This is a genomic window from Streptomyces sp. CC0208, assembly GCF_003443735.1.
GTDB lineage: Bacteria > Actinomycetota > Actinomycetes > Streptomycetales > Streptomycetaceae > Streptomyces > Streptomyces sviceus.
In genome coordinates this window covers 6,627,581-6,645,288 of the sequence record NZ_CP031969.1, presented here as the reverse complement: position 1 = coordinate 6,645,288, position 17,708 = coordinate 6,627,581, and the positions used below count along the sequence as shown (strand labels likewise).

General features: G+C 70.7%; 14 protein-coding genes. 8 read left to right on the top strand and 6 right to left on the bottom strand.

The window, feature by feature from the left end; all coding sequences use genetic code 11:
• Window positions 1-29: 29 nt before the first annotated feature.
• From D1369_RS30530 to D1369_RS30515, 4 genes are read left to right on the top strand one after another with little or no spacing between them, the layout of a single operon-like run.
• Window positions 30-773, top strand: a complete 744-nt coding sequence (locus D1369_RS30530; RefSeq protein WP_007381346.1) for an enoyl-CoA hydratase family protein — start codon at window positions 30-32, stop codon at window positions 771-773.
• Window positions 770-1,591, top strand: a complete 822-nt coding sequence (locus D1369_RS30525; protein WP_007381347.1) for a CoA-transferase — start codon at window positions 770-772, stop codon at window positions 1,589-1,591. The genes D1369_RS30530 and D1369_RS30525 overlap by 4 nt, the downstream gene beginning before the upstream one ends.
• Window positions 1,572-2,288, top strand: coding sequence for a CoA-transferase (locus D1369_RS30520; protein ID WP_007381348.1), 717 nt, complete (start codon window positions 1,572-1,574; stop codon window positions 2,286-2,288). The genes D1369_RS30525 and D1369_RS30520 overlap by 20 nt, the downstream gene beginning before the upstream one ends.
• Entirely contained in the window at window positions 2,288-3,337 is a 1,050-nt protein-coding gene (locus D1369_RS30515; protein WP_037899634.1) for a nitronate monooxygenase, read from the top strand. The genes D1369_RS30520 and D1369_RS30515 overlap by 1 nt, the downstream gene beginning before the upstream one ends.
• Here the strand turns inward: D1369_RS30515 and D1369_RS30510 are convergent.
• Genes D1369_RS30510 through D1369_RS30500 form a run of 3 tightly spaced genes read right to left on the bottom strand, consistent with a single transcriptional unit; the run spans window position 3,321 to window position 5,909 of the window.
• Window positions 3,321-4,478: an acetyl-CoA C-acetyltransferase gene (locus tag D1369_RS30510; RefSeq protein WP_007381350.1), complete on the bottom strand. Its 1,158-nt coding sequence runs from the start codon at window positions 4,476-4,478 to the stop codon at window positions 3,321-3,323. The two genes, D1369_RS30515 and D1369_RS30510, sit on opposite strands and share 17 nt — an antisense overlap.
• Before the next feature lie 17 nt (window positions 4,479-4,495).
• Window positions 4,496-5,110, bottom strand: coding sequence for a TetR/AcrR family transcriptional regulator (locus D1369_RS30505; RefSeq protein WP_007381351.1), 615 nt, complete (start codon window positions 5,108-5,110; stop codon window positions 4,496-4,498).
• A gap of 13 nt (window positions 5,111-5,123) precedes the next feature.
• Entirely contained in the window at window positions 5,124-5,909 is a 786-nt protein-coding gene (locus D1369_RS30500; RefSeq protein WP_007381352.1) for an SDR family oxidoreductase, read from the bottom strand.
• 48 nt (window positions 5,910-5,957) lie between these two features.
• Between D1369_RS30500 and D1369_RS30495 the strand changes: the two genes are divergently transcribed.
• Complete coding sequence (locus D1369_RS30495) at window positions 5,958-7,088, top strand: acyl-CoA dehydrogenase family protein (protein ID WP_037899636.1); 1,131 nt, start codon at window positions 5,958-5,960, stop codon at window positions 7,086-7,088.
• On the top strand, window positions 7,088-8,101 hold the full coding sequence (locus D1369_RS30490; RefSeq protein ID WP_118082718.1) for an acyl-CoA dehydrogenase family protein: 1,014 nt from the start codon (window positions 7,088-7,090) through the stop codon (window positions 8,099-8,101). Before D1369_RS30495 ends, D1369_RS30490 begins: the two co-directional genes overlap by 1 nt.
• Here D1369_RS30490 and D1369_RS30485 read toward each other — a convergent pair.
• Window positions 8,079-9,713: a cytochrome bc complex cytochrome b subunit gene (locus tag D1369_RS30485; RefSeq protein ID WP_007381354.1), complete on the bottom strand. Its 1,635-nt coding sequence runs from the start codon at window positions 9,711-9,713 to the stop codon at window positions 8,079-8,081. The genes D1369_RS30490 and D1369_RS30485 overlap by 23 nt on opposite strands.
• A gap of 178 nt (window positions 9,714-9,891) precedes the next feature.
• Here D1369_RS30485 and D1369_RS30480 point away from each other — a divergent pair, with 178 nt between their 5' ends.
• On the top strand, window positions 9,892-10,809 hold the full coding sequence (locus D1369_RS30480) for a rhomboid family intramembrane serine protease (RefSeq protein WP_007381355.1): 918 nt from the start codon (window positions 9,892-9,894) through the stop codon (window positions 10,807-10,809).
• The gene (locus D1369_RS30475; RefSeq protein WP_037899638.1) at window positions 10,806-11,300 is read left to right on the top strand and encodes a chitosanase; all 495 of its coding nucleotides are present in this window, start codon (window positions 10,806-10,808) and stop codon (window positions 11,298-11,300) included. The genes D1369_RS30480 and D1369_RS30475 overlap by 4 nt, the downstream gene beginning before the upstream one ends.
• Window positions 11,301-11,399: 99 nt before the next feature.
• Here the strand turns inward: D1369_RS30475 and D1369_RS30470 are convergent, their stop codons facing one another.
• Both D1369_RS30470 and gltB read right to left on the bottom strand, forming a co-directional pair.
• The gene (locus tag D1369_RS30470) at window positions 11,400-12,860 is read right to left on the bottom strand and encodes a glutamate synthase subunit beta (protein WP_007381357.1); all 1,461 of its coding nucleotides are present in this window, start codon (window positions 12,858-12,860) and stop codon (window positions 11,400-11,402) included.
• Entirely contained in the window at window positions 12,853-17,451 is a 4,599-nt protein-coding gene (gltB, locus tag D1369_RS30465; RefSeq protein WP_118082717.1) for a glutamate synthase large subunit, read from the bottom strand. The genes D1369_RS30470 and gltB overlap by 8 nt, the downstream gene beginning before the upstream one ends.
• Between the last annotated feature and the right edge of the window lie 257 nt (window positions 17,452-17,708).

Here is a 17,708-nt window from a genome sequence, read left to right as displayed (position 1 = left end):
CGTTTGGTGGAAAGGTAGCTGATGCGGCCATGGGTGTCTCCACCTCGTCCCCGGAAAAGGGGATCGTTCTGGTCGAGGTCGACTTCCCGCCGGTGAACGCCCTTGCGGTGGACGGCTGGTTCGCCCTGGCCGACGCCGTCCGCGCGGCGGGCCGTGATCCGGAGGTCAGGTGTGTGGTCCTGGCGGCCGAGGGGCGCGGCTTCAACGCGGGCGTGGACATCAAGGAGATCCAGACGCGCGGCTCGGCCGCCCTCGTCGGTGCCAACCGCGGTTGCTTCGAGGCCTTTTCGGCCGTGTACGACTGCGAGGTGCCCGTCGTGGCAGCCGTGCAGGGATTCTGCCTGGGCGGGGGCATCGGCCTGGTGGGCAACGCGGACGTGATCGTGGCGAGCGAGGACGCCACCTTCGGCCTGCCCGAGCTGGACCGCGGGGCCCTCGGCGCGGCCACCCACCTGGCCCGCCTGGTCCCCCAGCACCTCATGCGCGCCCTGTACTTCACCTCCCGCACGGTCACCGCCGCCGAACTGCACCGGCACGGTGCGGTGTGGAAGGTCGTCCCGAGGGACGAACTCGCCGCCGCGGCCCTGGAGTCGGCCCGGGAGATCGCCGCCAAGGACGGCGAGCTGCTGCGGCTGGCCAAGGCCGCCATCAACGGCATCGACCCGGTCGACGTCCGCCGCAGCTACCGCTACGAACAGGGCTTCACCTACGAGGCGAGCGTCAGCGGGGTCGCCGACCGGGTCCGCGACAGGTTCGGCAGGGAGGCCGAGTGAGCGACAAGACCATGACGGCCGACGAGGTCGTCTCCCGGCTGCGCAGCGGCATGACCCTCGGCATCGGCGGCTGGGGTTCGCGCCGCAAGCCGATGGCGCTGGTGCGCGCGCTGCTGCGCTCGGACGTCACCGACCTGACGATCGTCTCGTACGGCGGCCCGGACGTCGGCATGCTCGCCGCCGCCGGGCGCATCCGCAAGCTCGTCGCCGCCTTCGTCACCCTCGACTCGATCCCCCTCGAACCGCACTACCGGGCGGCCCGCGAGGCCGGCGCCTTCGAGCTGACGGAGGTCGACGAGGCGATGTTCATGTGGGGCCTGCGGGCGGCCGCCAACCGGCTGCCGTTCCTGCCGGTGCGGGCGGGGATCGGCTCGGACGTCATGCGGGTCAACCCGGGCCTGCGGACGGTGACCTCGCCGTACGACGACCAGGAGACGTTCGTGGCCATGCCCGCACTCGGCATGGATGCCGCCCTGGTGCACCTGAACCGCGCCGACCGGCTGGGCAACGGCCAGTGTCTCGGGCCCGACCCGTACTTCGACGACCTGTTCTGCGAGGCGGCCGACACCGCGTACGTCTCCTGCGAACGGATCGTGGAGACCGCGGAGTTGACCAAGGACGCGCCGCCGCAGTCACTGCTGGTCAAACGGCACACGGTGACCGGCGTGGTCGAGGCTCCGGGCGGCGCGCACTTCACCTCCTGCGCTCCCGACTACGGCCGGGACGAGGCCGTGCAGCGGGAGTACGCGACCACGCCCTGGCCGGAGTTCGCCGCACGGTATCTCGGGGGAGGACTGCATGACCGCGACCCGGAGTGAGTACTGCGTGATCGCCTGCGCCGAGGCCTGGCGGGACGCGGGCGAGATCCTGGCGAGCCCGATGGGCCTGATCCCCTCGGTCGGCGCCCGGCTGGCCCGGCTCACCTTCTCCCCCGACCTGCTGCTGACCGACGGCGAGGCCCTGCTGGTCCGCCCGGACGGCACGCCCGAGGGCTGGCTGCCCTACCGCCAGCACCTCGCCCTGGTCACCGGGGGGCGGCGGCACGTGATGATGGGCGCGAGCCAGATCGACCGCCACGGCAACCAGAACATCTCCTGCATCGGCGACTGGGCGAGGCCGAGGCGGCAGTTGCTCGGGGTGCGGGGCGCTCCGGTCAACACCCTGAACAATCCGACCAGTTACTGGGTGCCGAGGCACTCCCGGCGGGTGTTCGTGGAGAAGGTCGACATGGTGTGCGGAGTCGGCTACGACCACGCCGCCGGGGCACGTTTCCACCGCATCCCGCGGGTCGTCTCCGACCTGGGCGTGTTCGACTTCGACACCCCGGACCGCTCGATGCGGCTGGCCTCGCTGCATCCCGGGGTCACCGTGGAGCAGGTCCGGGAGGCCACGGGTTTCGAGTTGGCCGTACCGGACGAGGTGCCGTACACCCGCGAACCGACCCCCGGCGAACTGGAGTTGATCCGCGAGGTGCTCGACCCGGCCGGTGCGCGCGAACGGGAGGTCGGTTCCTGATGGACACCGCGCTCACCCGGCTGGTCGGGGTCCGCCACCCGGTCGTACAGACCGGGATGGGCTGGGTGGCGGGCCCGCGCCTGGTCTCCGCGACGGCGAACGCGGGCGCGCTCGGCATCCTGGCCTCCGCGACCATGACCCTCGACCAGCTCCGGGACGCCGTGCGGGAAGTGAAGTCCCGTACCGACGCGCCCTTCGGGGTCAACCTCCGCGCCGACGCGGCGGACGCCGGGGACCGGGTGCGGATCATGATCGAGGAGGGGGTCCGGGTCGCCTCCTTCGCCCTCGCGCCCTCCCCCGGGCTGATCACGCGGCTCAAGGAGGCGGGGATCGTCGTCGTCCCGTCCGTCGGTGCCCGGCGCCATGCCGAGAAGGTCGCGGGCTGGGGTGCGGACGCGGTGATCGTGCAGGGCGGCGAGGGCGGCGGACACACCGGGGAGGTGGCGACGACGGTCCTGCTGCCGCAGGTGGTGGACGCGGTGGACATCCCGGTCGTGGCGGCGGGCGGCTTCTTCGACGGGCGGGGTCTGGTCGCGGCGCTGGCGTACGGGGCGGCGGGCGTCGCCATGGGCACGCGGTTCCTGCTCACCTCGGACTCGACGGTGCCGGACGCGGTGAAGGCGCGCTATCTGGCGGCGACGGTGAAGGACGTGACGGTGACCCGGGCCGTCGACGGCCTTCCGCACCGCATGCTGCGCACCGACCTGGTGGCCGCGCTGGAGGGCTCCGGGCGGGCGCGGGCCCTGTGGCACGCGCTGCGACGGGCGGCCCGCTTCCGCGAACTGTCGGGCCTGAGCCGGCGGCAGCTGGTCCACGACGGCCTCGCCCTGCGCCACGGCAGGGACCTCACCTGGAGCCAGGTCCTCCTCGCCGCCAACACCCCCATGCTCCTCAAGTCGGCGATGGTGGACGGCCGTACGGATCTCGGCGTGATGGCCGCCGGGCAGGTCGCCGGGGTGATCGACGACCTGCCGTCGTGCGCGGAGCTGGTGGAGCGGATCATGAAGGAGGCCGAGGAGGTCCTTCAGGACCTCACAGCCTCTCGATGATCGTCACGTTCGCCTGTCCGCCGCCCTCGCACATCGTCTGCAGTCCGAACCTTCCGCCCGTCCGCTCCAGTTCGTGCAGCAGGGTGGTCATCAGCTTCACGCCCGTCGCACCCAGTGGATGCCCGAGGGCGATCGCGCCGCCGTTGACGTTGACCTTGTCCGGGTCGGCTCCCGTTTCCTTCAGCCAGGCCAGCACCACCGGCGCGAACGCCTCGTTGATCTCGACGAGGTCGATGTCGTCGATGGTGAGGCCGGTCTTCTTCAGGGCGTGCGCGGTGGCCGGGATGGGGGCGGTGAGCATGCGGATGGGGTCCTCGCCGCGGACGGAGAGGTGGTGCACGCGTGCGCGTGGGGTGAGACCGTGTTCGCGCACCGCCCGCTCCGAGGCCAGCAACATGGCCGCCGCTCCGTCGGAGACCTGCGAGGAGCAGGCCGCGGTGATGGTGCCGCCCTCGACCACCGGCTTGAGCCCTGCCATCTTCTCCAGGGAGGTGTCCCGGCGCGGGCCCTCGTCGACCGCGACCGGGCCGTAGGCCACGGTCTCGCGCTCGAAGCGGCCCTCGTCGATGGCCCGCAGGGCCCGCCGGTGGGACCGGAGCGCGAACTCCTCCTGGTCCTCGCGGCTGATCCCCCACTTCCCGGCGATCATCTCGGCGCCGACGAACTGGTTCACCGCCCGGTCCCCGTACCGCGCCCGCCACCCCTCGCTGCCCGCGAAGGGCCCCTGGGTCAGCCCGAGCGGCTCGGCGGCCTGCCGGGTCGCGAAGGCGATCGGGATCATGGACATGTTCTGCACCCCGCCGGCCACCACCAGGTCCTGCGTCCCGGACAGCACACCCTGCGCGGCGAAGTGCACGGCCTGCTGCGAGGACCCGCACTGCCGGTCCACGGTCACCCCGGGCACCTCCTCGGGCAGCCCGGCCGCCAGCCACGCGGTGCGCGCGATGTCCCCGGCCTGCGGCCCGACCGCGTCGAGACAGCCGAAGACGACATCCTCCACGGCGGCCGGATCGACCCCCGCCCGCGCGACCAGCTCCTTGAGGACATGGGCGCCGAGATCGGCCGGGTGCACGGCGCTCAGCCCTCCCCCGCGCCGCCCGACGGGCGTACGGACCGCTTCGACGATGTAGGCCTCGGCCATGGCAACTCCCCAGTGAGTTACGTACGTACGGCGATCCCGTCCAGCACCATCGACAGGTACTGCCGGGCGATCTCCTCCGGACTGTGCTGTCCGCCGGGCCGGTACCAGGACGCGGCGACCCACACGGTGTCGCGCACGAACCGGTAGGTCAGCCGGACATCGAGGTCGGCCCGGAACACCTCGGCAGCGACCCCGCGCTCCAGCGTGGACAGCCAGGCCTTCTCGAACCTGCGCTGCGACTCGGCGAGGAACGCGAACCGCTCCTGCGCCACCAGCTGCTTGCTCTCCTTCTGGTAGATCGCGACGGCGGCGCGGTGCCGGTCGATCTCCCGGAACGACTCGGTGACCAGGGCCTCCAGCGTCTCCCGCGGGCCGAGTTCGGCACCCAGGACGGTGTCGTAGCCGTCCCAGAGCTCGTCGAGGAAGGTCCGCAGGATCTCCTCCAGCATCGATTCCTTGGAGTCGAAGTGGTAGTAGAGGCTGCCCGCGAGCATGCCCGCGTGGTCCGCGATCTTGCGTACGGTCGTGGCGTTGTAGCCCTGTTCGGCGAAGACCTCGGCGGCGGTGTCGAGGAGTTCACGGCGGCGCGCGGGCGCGGCGGCGCTCACCTGGGGCTTCTTCTTGGTCGGCACATCGTCCATTGTCCTAGGCGTGTTGGCTGCTGACGGCGACGACCTCGCCCGTCATGTACGAGGAGTAGCCGGACGCCAGGAACACGATCACGTTGGCCACCTCCCAGGGCTCGGCGTACCGCCCGAAGGCCTCGCGCGCGGTCAGTTCCTCCAGCAGCTGGGCCGAGGTCACCTTCACCAGGTGCGGGTGCATGGCGAGGCTCGGTGACACGGCGTTGACGCGTACGCCGTACTCGGCCGCCTCCAGGGCCGCGCACCGGGTCAGCGCCATCACCGCGGCCTTCGCGGCGGCGTAGTGCGCCTGTCCGGCCTGGGCGCGCCAGCCGACGACAGAGGCGTTGTTGACGATCACGCCGCCGCCGGAGTCCCGCATGTGCCGCAGGGCCGTCCGGGTGCAGCGGAAGGTGCCGTTCAAGGTGACGTCCAGGACGCGGGTCCACTGTTCGTCGGTCATGTCGACGAGCGCCGACGTGCCGCCGAGGCCCGCGTTGTTGACGACGATGTCGAGTCGTCCGTGTTCCCTTACCGCCGCGCCGAAGAGCGCCCGCACCTGCGCCTCGTCGGTGACGTCGCACGCCACGGCGGCCACCGCTCCCTGGAACTCCCGGGCGAGAGCCGCCTCGCACTCCTTCAGCCGCCGCGCGTGCGCGTCGCTGATCAGGACGCGCGCGCCCTCCTCGAGGAAGCGGCGCGCGGTCGCCCCGCCGATGCCCGCTCCGGCGGCGGCGGTGATGACGGCGGTGCGCCCCTTCAGCAGCCCGTGCCCCGGTTCGTACACCGGACTCTCGACGCCTGTCATGGTGCCACGCTAACCTACCAAACACTTGTTAGGGAAGGACCGGTGTCCATGGATCTGGCGTTCACGCAGGAGGAAGAGGCCTTCCGCGCCGAGGCCCGCGCGTGGCTGCGCGCACATGTGCCCGCCTCTCCGCTTCCCTCCCTGGAGACCGAGGAGGGCTTCGCGGCCCACCGCGGGTGGGAGGCCGCACTCGCCGCGGACCGCTGGTCGGTGGTCAACTGGCCCCGCGAGTACGGCGGCCGGGACTCGGGGCTGGTCCGCTGGCTGGCCTTCGAGGAGGAGTACTACGCGGCGGGGGCACCCGGGCGCGTCAACCAGAACGGCATCAGCCTGCTCGCCCCGACCCTCTTCGACCACGGCTCACCGGAGCAACGCGCGCGCGTGCTGCCGTCGATGGCCACCGGCGAGGTGGTCTGGGCGCAGGCCTGGTCGGAGCCGGAGGCGGGCTCGGACCTGGCGTCCCTGCGGTCCAGGGGGGTGCGTACGGAAGGGGGCTGGCTGCTCAGCGGCCAGAAGACCTGGTCCTCCCGGGCGGCCTTCGCGGACCGCGCCTTCGGGCTCTTCCGCACCGGCCCGGACACCCCGAAACCCCACCAGGGCCTGACCTACCTGATGTTCGACCTGCGGGCGCCCGGTGTCACCGTCCGCCCGATCCGCCGCCTCGACGGAAAGCCGGCCTTCGCCGAGCTCTTCCTGGACGAGGTGTTCGTGCCGGACGAGGACGTCATCGGCGGGCCCGGCCAGGGCTGGCGGATCGCGATGTCGACGGCGGGCAACGAACGAGGGCTGATGCTGCGCTCACCGGGCCGTTTCCTGGCGGCGGCGCACCGGCTGTCCGCGCTCTGGCAGGCCCAGGGAAGCCCGCGGGAGACCGGGAACCGGGTCGCGGACGCCCTGATCGGAGCCCGCGCGTATCAGCTCTTCACCTACGCGTCCGCCTCCCGTTTCCTGGACGGTGACACGCTGGGCCCCGAGTCCAGCCTGAACAAGGTCTTCTGGTCCGAGTACGACATCGCGCTCACCGAGACGGCCCTGGACCTCCTGGGTGAGGAAGAGGACCCGGACTGGTCCGAGCGCTATGTCTTCGCCCTCGCCGGCCCCATCTACGCCGGCACGAACGAGATCCAGCGCGACATCATCGCCGAACGCCTGCTGGGCCTGCCGAAGGGCCGCCGCTGATGCGTTTCCTTCTGGACGCCGAGCAGCGGGAGTTCGCCGCCTCGCTGAACTCCATGCTGACCGCGGCCGACACGCCCTCCGTCGTACGGGACTGGAGCCGCGGCGACCATGACAGCGGGCGCGCACTGTGGGGCCGTATCGCCGGGGCGGGCGTGTTCGCACTGGCGGTACCGGAGGCGTACGAGGGCCTGGGACCGCGCCCGGTGGAACTCGCCGTGGCCTTCGTGGAGTTGGGGCGGCACGCGGTACCGGGCCCCTTGGTGGAGACGGTGACGGCGGCGACGCTGCTCACGGCGCTGGACGACACGGGCCCGGCGAAGCGGCTGCTGCCCGCGCTGGCGTCCGGTGAAGCGGTGGCGACCGTGACGACGGGGTCGTATGCGCTGGACGCGGACGTGGCGGAGGTCCGGCTGGCGATCTCGGATGCGGGCGAGTGGGGGCTGGTCACGCAGTTCCCCGCGCCCCTGAAGGACCTTCGGCCCCATTCGGCCCCTCCGGCGCACCCGTCCCTGGACCCCGCCCGCCGCCTCTTCCCCCTCCCCACCGGGGGACAACCGCTCGCCACCGGCCCCCAGGTGGCCGCGGCCACGGCGCGCGCCCTCACCACCGCCCGCCTCACCACCGCCGCCCAGGCCCTCGGCGTCGGCCTCGCCCTTCTCGACAGGACCGTCTCCTACGTCAGGCAGCGCACCCAGTTCGGCGTCCCCATCGGTTCCTTCCAGGCCGTCAAGCACCAACTCGCCGACGTGAAGATCGCGTTGGAGTTCGCGCGCCCCCTGGTCCTCGGCGCCGCCCTGACGATGACCCGGGAAGACGTCGCCGCCGCCAAGGTCACGGCGTGCGAGGCGGCGTACCGGGCCGCCCGTACCGCGCTCCAGCTCCACGGCGCCATCGGGTACACGGCCGAGTACGACCTGTCCCTGTGGCTCACCAAGGCCCGCGCCCTGCGCACCGCGTGGGGCAGCCCCGACGAGTGCCGCGCGACAGTCCTCAGTGGTGGTCGCCGCTGGTGACCTCCCGGTACTCCTCCACCGTCGGCTTCGCGATCCGCGTATCGGGCCCGAACATCACCCGCGCGAGCCCGGCCCGCATCCGCTGGGAACGCCTGACCGGCCGCCGCACCCCGTTGGCGTCGGTCAACGGCCCGATCTCGTACGGCGGTTCCTGCTCGTGCTGGGTGAGGGTGTGCAGCTGCTCCTGCGCGAGGGGCTCGTGGACCTCCACGTACTCCCCGTGCGGGAGCCGCCTGATGGTGCCGGTCTCCCGTCCGTGCAGCACCTTGTCCCGGTCCCGGCGCTGGAGCCCGAGGCAGACGCGCTTGGTGATCACGAAGGCGAGCACCGGCGCCACGAACACGGAGACCCGCACGAACCAGGTGATCGCGTTGATCGACAGATGCAGATGCGTGGCCACGATGTCGTTGCCGCCGCCGATCAGCAGCACCACGTACAGGCTCAGCCAGGCGACGCCCAGCCCCGTGCGGACGGGGGCGTTGCGCGGCCGGTCCAGGATGTGGTGCTCGCGCTTGTCGCCGGTGACCCACGCCTCGACGAAGGGGTAGACCCCGATCGCGAGCAGGATCAGCGGGAAGAGCGAGAAGGGGATGAAGACACCGGGTTCCAGGGTGTGGCCCCAGACGTTGATCTCCCATCCCGGCATCACCCGGATCAGCCCCTCGGAGAAGCCGAGGTACCAGTCGGGCTGGGCGCCGGTGGTCACCAGGTGCGGGCTGTACGGCCCGAACGCCCACACGGGGTTGATCTGGGCGAGTCCTCCCATGAGCGCCAGCACGCCGAAGGTCAGGAAGAAGAAGCCGCCCGCCTTGGCCATGTAGACCGGCAGGAAGGGCATGCCGACCACGGACCTGTTGTCACGGCCGGGCCCCGGGTACTGGGTGTGCTTGTGGTAGAAGACCAGGATCAGATGGGCGACCACCAGGCCGAGCATGATCCCGGGCAGCAGCAGCACATGGATCGGGAAGAGCCGCGGGATGATGTCGTGGCCCGGGAACTCCCCGCCGAACAGGAAGAACGACAGATACGTCCCGACGATCGGGACGGACAGGATCGCCCCGTCGGCGAAGCGGATGCCGGTGCCGGACAGCAGGTCGTCGGGGAGGGAGTAGCCGGTCAGGCCGGTGATGATGCCGAGGAACAGCAGGGTCCAGCCGAACACCCAGTTGAGCTCGCGCGGCTTGCGGAAGGCGCCGGTGAAGAACACCCGCATCATGTGCACGAGCATGCCGGTCACGAAGACGAGGGCCGCCCAGTGGTGGATCTGCCGGATCAGCAGTCCGCCGCGCACGTCGAAGCTGATGTCGAGCGTGGACTCGTAGGCCCTGGTCATCACCACGCCGTTGAGGGGCTCGTAGGAGCCGTGATAGACGACCTCGACCCCGCTGGGCTCGAAGAACAGCGTGAGATAGACGCCCGTGAGGATCAGGATGAGGAAGCTGTAGAGACAGACCTCGCCCAGCATGAACGACCAGTGGTCCGGAAAGACCTTGCGCATGTTGGCCTTGGCCAGCGCGTACAGGCCGAGCCGCCCGTCCGCCCAGTCGGCGAGCCTCTCGCCCTTGCCGGCCTCTCCCCGAGCCGTCTGGTTCACCGATCGCGCGCCGTCCATACGTCGTCGCCTCCCCGTCGGATCACTGACAGCGTGGCACGGTCGTGCGGCCAAGCCAACGGGGCGGACAGCCGACTCCGGCCCCGGCGCGGTCTCCCCTCACCGGAGTTCGCTATTTTGTTCGCCGCCGACCCCACCGGCTCGATCATCACCCCTGTCACTTTGAGGAGAGCCGGCCGTGGAACCCGAATCCACCGTCACCACCTGCTATCGCCACCCCGCGGTGGAGTCCCATGTCCGCTGCACCCGCTGCGAGCGGTACATCTGCCCGCACTGCATGCGGGAGGCGGCCGTCGGCCACCAGTGCCCGGAGTGCGTGCGGGAGGGGGCGCGGTCGGTGCGGCAGGCCCGGACCGCGTTCGGCGGGCGGATCTCTGCCGTACCGCTGGTGACGTACGTCCTCATCGGCCTCAACGTGTTCGCCTACGTCGGCGAGCTCGTGCGCCCGGCGATCGTGGACCGGTTCGAGATGCTGGGCGTCGGCCTGGTGGGCCCGGACGGCGGCCACTACGTGTGGCAGGCCTCCTATCCCGCCGACTTCCACGCCGAGGGTGTCGTCGACGGCGAGTGGTACCGGCTGCTGACCGGCGCGTTCCTCCATCTGCCGCCCACCGGGGGCACGTTCGGGATCCTGCACATCGTGATGAACATGGTGTCGCTGTGGAACATCGGCCGCGTGGTCGAGCTCCAGCTCGGCCGGATCCGGTACCTCGCCCTCTATCTGCTCTCAGCGCTCGGCGGCTCGGTCCTCGTCCTGCTGATCGCGCCCACCGAGCCCACGCTCGGCGCGTCCGGCGCGATCTTCGGACTCGGGGCCGCCTACTACGTGATGGCCCGGCGGCTCGGCGCCGACATGGCCCAGGTCAACCGCTTCATGGCAGGCCTGCTGCTGTGGCTGTTGATCTCCGCGGGGCTGACGTCCTGGCAGGGCCACCTCGGCGGCCTGCTCGCCGGAGCCGTCGTCACCCTCGCCTACGCGTACGCGCCCCGGGACGGCCGTCGCGCCCTGGTGCAGGCGGGAGCGTGCGCCGTACTGCTGCTCGTGCTCCTGGTGGCCACCTGGGCCAAGGTCGCCGACCTGACGGGAGGCCGGTGAAACCAGCCCGCCTGCTGCTCCTCGCGTCCGAGGATCCCGGCGCGGGAGGGGCGGGCCCCGACCTCTCCTCCGCCTACCGGTCGCAGGCGGCCGAAGACGCCAAGGGTGCCGAGGGCGCCAAAGCCTGGGCCGAGGGGGCCGGCGGCGCGGCCGACACCGACGTGCTCGCCGGCGCGCCGCCCGGCCTGGCCGCCCCCGCCGAGAAGGACCTCGCGCAGCAGCTCGTGGCGAGCGCCGAGAACTCCACCCTCGACTGGCGCAGCGCCTACGCCTACATCTTCCGGAAGGCCCAGGACACGGCCCGCGACCGGGTCTACTTCGACCCCGCGGTCCGCCTCGCCAAGCTCGACGGACTCGGCCCCCTCGGCCAGTTCGTCTACGACACCTCCCGCGTCGACACCGCGCAGCGGCGGTTCCTGGACGAAGGGAACCTGGACCTGAGGACACCGCTGGAGTGGCAGGTGTACGGGGAGACGTACAAGGTGCCGTAGGAAAGGCGACGGCGCCTGCCTTCCGGTCCGGTCGGGGACGTGGAGGCAGGCGCCGTCAGTGTTCCGTACGCCTTTGTACGGGACGTTCTTCGGGGTGGGTCAGACCATCAGCGAGCGGTCCGTCGGCCGGATCGGTGCGGGGAGTTGGCTCGCGCCGGTCAGGAAGCGGTCGCAGCCGCGGGCGGCCGAGCGGCCCTCCGCGATCGCCCACACGATGAGCGACTGGCCGCGGCCCGCGTCACCGGCGACGAAGACGCCCGGCACGTTGGTCTGGAAGTCGGCGTCGCGGGCGATGTTGCCGCGCTCGTCGAGCTCCAGGCCGAACTGCTCGACCAGGCCGTTCTCGCGGTCGGTGCCGGTGAAGCCCATCGCGAGGGTGACCAGCTGGGCGGGGATCTTGCGCTCCGTGCCCGGCTTCGGGGTCAGCTTGCCGTCGATGAACTCGACCTCGCTGAGGTGCAGCCACTGGACGTTGCCGTCCTCGTCGCCCTCGAAGTGGGTCGTCGAGACGGAGTAGACCCGCTCGCCGCCCTCCTCGTGCGCGGAGGTGACCTTGTAGAGCATCGGGAAGGTCGGCCACGGCTGGTGCGGGGCACGGTCCTCGCCGGGCCTCGGCATGATCTCCAGCTGGGTGACCGAGGCCGCGCCCTGGCGGTGGGCGGTGCCCACGCAGTCGGCGCCGGTGTCGCCGCCGCCGATGACGATGACGTGCTTGCCCTCGGCGGTGATGGGGGGCGCCACGAAGTCGCCCTCCTGCACCTTGTTGGCCAGCGGCAGGTACTCCATCGCCTGGTGGATGCCCTTGAGCTCGCGGCCGGGGACCGGCAGGTCACGGGCGGTCGTGGCACCGGCGGCAATGACGATCGCGTCGTAGCGCTTCTTGAGGTCGGTGGCCCTGAGGTCGCGGCCGATCTCGATGCCGGTGCGGAAGCGGGTGCCCTCCGCGCGCATCTGCTCGATGCGCCGGTTGATGTGCCGCTTCTCCATCTTGAACTCGGGGATGCCGTACCGCAGGAGGCCTCCGACGCGGTCCGCGCGCTCGTAGACGGCGACGGTGTGACCGGCCCGCGTGAGCTGCTGCGCGGCGGCGAGACCGGCGGGGCCGGACCCGATCACCGCGACGGTCTTGCCGGACAGGCGCTCGGGGGCCTGCGGCTCGACGTCACCGCTGTCCCACGCCTTGTCGATGATCGAGACCTCGACGTTCTTGATGGTGACCGGCGGCTGGTTGATGCCGAGCACACACGCCGACTCACAGGGAGCGGGGCACAGACGACCGGTGAACTCCGGGAAGTTGTTGGTCGCGTGCAGCCGCTCGGAGGCGGCGGACCAGTCCTCGCGGTAGGCGAAGTCGTTCCACTCGGGGATGAGGTTCCCGAGCGGACAGCCGTTGTGACAGAACGGGATGCCGCAGTCCATGCAGCGGCTGGCCTGCTTGCTGATGATCGGCAGCAGGGAGCCGGGGACGTAGACCTCGTTCCAGTCCTTCAGGCGTACGTCGACCGGGCGGGACTTGGCGACCTCGCGCCCGTGGTTCAGGAAGCCCTTCGGGTCAGCCATTGATCGCCGCCTCCATCATCTTCTCGGTGATCTCGGACTCGGAGAGTCCCGCCTGCTCGGCGGCGTCCTTGGCGGCGAGCACTGCCTTGTACGTACTGGGGATGATCTTGCTGAAGCGTTCGACCGCGGAGTCCCACTCGGCGAGCAGCTTCTCGGCGACCGTAGAGGCGGTCTCCTCCTGGTGACGGCGCACCACGTCGTGCAGCCACTGCTTGTCGGCGTCGTCCAGGGCCTCTACGGCGTTCACGTTGCCGACATTGACGTTGTCCGGGTCGAGATCGATCACGTAGGCGACACCGCCGGACATGCCGGCCGCGAAGTTGCGCCCGGTCTCGCCGAGGACCACCGCGTGACCGCCGGTCATGTACTCGCAGCCGTGGTCGCCCACGCCCTCGGAGACGACCAGCGCGCCGGAGTTGCGGACACAGAACCGCTCACCGGTACGACCGCGCAGGAACAGCTCGCCGCCGGTCGCGCCGTAGGCGATGGTGTTGCCGGCGATCGTGGAGAACTCGGCGAGGTGGTCGGCGCCCCGGTCGGGACGGACGATCACCCGGCCGCCGGAGAGGCCCTTGCCGACGTAGTCGTTGGCGTCGCCCTCCAGGCGCAGCGTGACACCGCGCGGCAGGAAGGCGCCGAAGGACTGTCCTGCCGAGCCCGTGAAGGTGATGTCGATGGTGTCGTCGGGCAGGCCCGCGCCACCGAACTTCTTCGTCACCTCGTGGCCGAGCATGGTGCCGACCGTGCGGTTGATGTTGCGGATCGCGACCTGGGCGCGCACCGGCTGGGCGTCGGTCGCCGAGTCGGCGGCCAGGGCGTCGGCGGCGAGCTTGATGAGCTCGTTGTCGAGCGCCTTCTCCAGACCGTGGTCCTGCTCGATGACCTGGTGCAGCGGGGTGCCCTCGGGCAGCTCGGGCACGTAGAAGAGCGGGGACAGGTCCAGGCCCTGCGCCTTCCAGTGGTTGACGGCCCGCTCGACGTCGAGCGTCTCGGCGTGGCCGACGGCCTCCTCGATGGAGCGGAAGCCCAGCTCGGCGAGGATCTCGCGGACTTCTTCGGCGATGAACTTGAAGAAGTTGACGACGTACTCGGCCTTGCCCGTGAACCGGTCGCGGAGCACCGGGTTCTGGGTGGCGATGCCGACCGGGCAGGTGTCCAGGTGGCAGACGCGCATCATGACGCAGCCGGAGACGACGAGCGGCGCGGTCGCGAAACCGAACTCCTCGGCGCCGAGCAGCGCGGCGATGACGACGTCACGGCCGGTCTTGAGCTGACCGTCGGTCTGGACGACGATCCGGTCGCGCAGGCCGTTGAGCAGCAGGGTCTGCTGGGTCTCGGCGAGACCGAGCTCCCAGGGGCCGCCCGCGTGCTTCAGCGAGGTGAGCGGGGAGGCACCCGTACCACCGTCGTGACCCGAGATGAGCACGACGTCCGCGTGCGCCTTGGACACACCCGCCGCGACCGTGCCGACGCCGACCTCGGAGACCAGCTTCACGTGAATCCGCGCCTGCGGGTTCGCGTTCTTCAGGTCGTGGATCAGCTGGGCCAGGTCCTCGATCGAGTAGATGTCGTGGTGCGGCGGCGGGGAGATCAGACCGACACCCGGGGTGGAGTGCCGGGTCTTGGCGACCCACGGGTACACCTTGTGGCCGGGCAGCTGGCCGCCCTCGCCGGGCTTGGCACCCTGGGCCATCTTGATCTGGATGTCGTCCGCGTTGACCAGGTACTCGGAGGTCACGCCGAAGCGGCCGGAGGCGACCTGCTTGATCGACGAACGCCGTGCCGGGTCGTACAGCCGGTCCGCGTCCTCGCCGCCCTCACCGGTGTTGGACTTGCCGCCCAGCTGGTTCATGGCGATGGCGAGGGTCTCGTGCGCCTCCTTGGAGATGGAGCCGTACGACATGGCGCCGGTGGAGAAGCGCTTGACGATCTCGGAGACGGGCTCGACCTCGTCGACGGAGATCGGCTGACGGTCCGACTTGAAGCCGAACAGGCCGCGGAGCGTCATCAGGCGCTCGGACTGCTCGTTCACGCGGTCCGTGTACTTCTTGAAGATGTCGTAGCGGTTCGCGCGCGTCGAGTGCTGGAGGCGGAAGACCGTCTCCGGGTCGAACAGGTGCGGCTCGCCCTCGCGGCGCCACTGGTACTCGCCGCCTATCTCCAGGGCACGGTGGGCCGGCGCGATGCCGCTCGCCGGGTACGCCTTGGCGTGCCGGGCGGCGACCTCCTTGGCGATGACGTCGATGCCGACGCCGCCGATCTTGGAGGCCGTACCGCTGAAGTACTTCTGGACGAAGCCCTCTTCGAGACCGACGGCCTCGAAGACCTGGGCGCCGCGGTAGGAGGCGACGGTCGAGATGCCCATCTTCGACATGACCTTGAGGACGCCCTTGCCGAGGGCGTAGATCAGGTTGCGGATGGCCTGCTCGGCCTCGATGTCCGACAGGAAGGTGCCCGCGCGGACCAGGTCCTCGACGGACTCCATGGCGAGGTACGGGTTCACGGCCGCGGCGCCGAAGCCGATCAGCAGGGCGACGTGGTGGACCTCGCGGACGTCACCGGCCTCGACCAGCAGGCCCACCTGGGTGCGCTGCTTGGTGCGGATGAGGTGGTGGTGGACGGCCGCGGTGAGCAGCAGCGACGGGATCGGCGCGTGCTCGGCGTCCGAGTGGCGGTCGGACAGGACGATCAGCCGGGCGCCGTTGGCGATGGCGGCGTCGGCCTCGGCGCAGATCTCCTCGATGCGCGCGGCGAGGGAGTCGCCGCCGCCGGAGACCCGGTACAGACCGGACAGGGTCGCGGCCTTGAAGCCGGGCATGTCGCCGTCGGCGTTGATGTGGATGAGCTTGGCCAGCTCGTCGTTGTCGATCACCGGGAAGGGCAGCACGACGGAACGGCAGGAGGCGGCGCTCGGGTCGAGCAGGTTGCCCTGCGGGCCGAGGGCCGAGCGCAGCGAGGTGACGAGCTCCTCGCGGATCGCGTCCAGCGGCGGGTTGGTGACCTGCGCGAACAGCTGGGTGAAGTAGTCGAAGAGCAGACGCGGACGCTCGCTCAGTGCGGCGATCGGCGAGTCGGTGCCCATCGAACCGATCGGCTCGGCACCGGCCTTGGCCATCGGCGCGAGGAGGACGCGCAGCTCTTCCTCGGTGTAGCCGAAGGTCTGCTGGCGGCGGGTGACCGAGGCGTGGGTGTGCACGATGTGCTCACGCTCGGGCAGGTCGCCGAGCTCGATCTCTCCGGCCTCCACCCACTCCGCGTAGGGCTGCTCGGCGGCGAGGCCGGCCTTGATCTCGTCGTCCTCGATGATGCGGTGCTCGACGGTGTCGACGAGGAACATCCGGCCGGGCTGCAGGCGGCCCTTGCGGACGACCTTGGCGGGGTCGATGTCGAGGACGCCGACCTCGGAGCCGAGGACGACGAGGCCGTCGTCGGTGACCCAGTAGCGGCCGGGGCGAAGGCCGTTGCGGTCCAGGACCGCGCCGACCTGCTTGCCGTCGGTGAAGGTGACACAGGCCGGACCGTCCCAGGGCTCCATCAGGTTGGAGTGGAACTGGTAGAAGGCGCGGCGGGCCGACTCCATGGAGTCGTGGTTCTCCCACGCCTCCGGGATCATCATCAGCACGGAGTGCGGCAGCGAACGGCCGCCCAGGTGCAGGAGTTCGAGGACCTCGTCGAAGGACGCCGAGTCGGAGGCGTCCGGCGTACAGATCGGGAAGACCCGCTCAAGGGCCTTGCTGTCGTTGCCGAACAGGTCGGAGACCAGCTGCGACTCGCGGGCCGCCATCCAGTTGCGGTTGCCCTTGACGGTGTTGATCTCACCGTTGTGCGCGACGAAGCGGTACGGGTGCGCGAGCGGCCACGACGGGAAGGTGTTCGTGGAGAACCGGGAGTGCACGAGCGCGATCGCGGAGGCGAAGCGGCGGTCGGACAGGTCCGGGAAGAAGGGCTCCAGCTGACCGGTGGTCAGCATGCCCTTGTAGACGATGGTTCGCGCGGACAGCGAGGGGAAGTAGACGTCGACCTCGCGCTCGGCGCGCTTGCGCAGCACAAAGGCCTTGCGGTCCAGGTCGATGCCCTCCGAAGCGCCGTCGGTCACGAAGACCTGGCGGAAGGCGGGCATCGTCGAGCGGGCGGTGGCGCCGAGCAGCTCGGGGGCGACCGGGACCTCGCGCCAGCCGAGGACGGTGAGGCCCTCCTCGACGGCGATCGTCTCGATCTTCGAGACGGCGTCCTCGATGCCGTCCTCCGGGAGGAAGGCGGTACCGACCGCGTATCCACCGGCCGCGGGCAGCTCGAAGCCGGCGACCTCACGGAAGAAGGCGTCCGGAACCTGGGACAGGATGCCCGCGCCGTCGCCCGAGTCGGGCTCGGCGCCGGTGGCACCGCGGTGCTCCAGGTTGCGCAGAACCGTGAGCGCCTGCTCGACCAGCGCATGGCTCGCCTCGCCGGTGAGGGTGGCCACGAAGCCGACGCCACAGGCGTCGCGCTCGTTGCGGGGGTCGTACATACCCTGCGCAGCAGGGCGAGCATCCATGAACGACCACTTCTGGCCACTCGTGGAGTGCTGGGACGGCTGGCGCGGCGTACGCATCGGCTCTCCCGTCGTCGTCAATTGGCATATTCAGCTTGCCGAGGGACGACGTTGGCCCTCTGCGTAAGTGCAAAATTTCGTGCAGGTTACATGATGGGACGGATCTCGGGAACCGGATACTCCGTTCCAGCATGCGGACGCCACGCGGTGCGAGGGGGGTGTCGCACACGTGGCTTGAAGTATGTGGGGACCGAGCCGGACTGATCGGTCAGATCGTCGTCCATCGGTCCAGGGGGCGGCGAAGGCGTCGTCGCCGA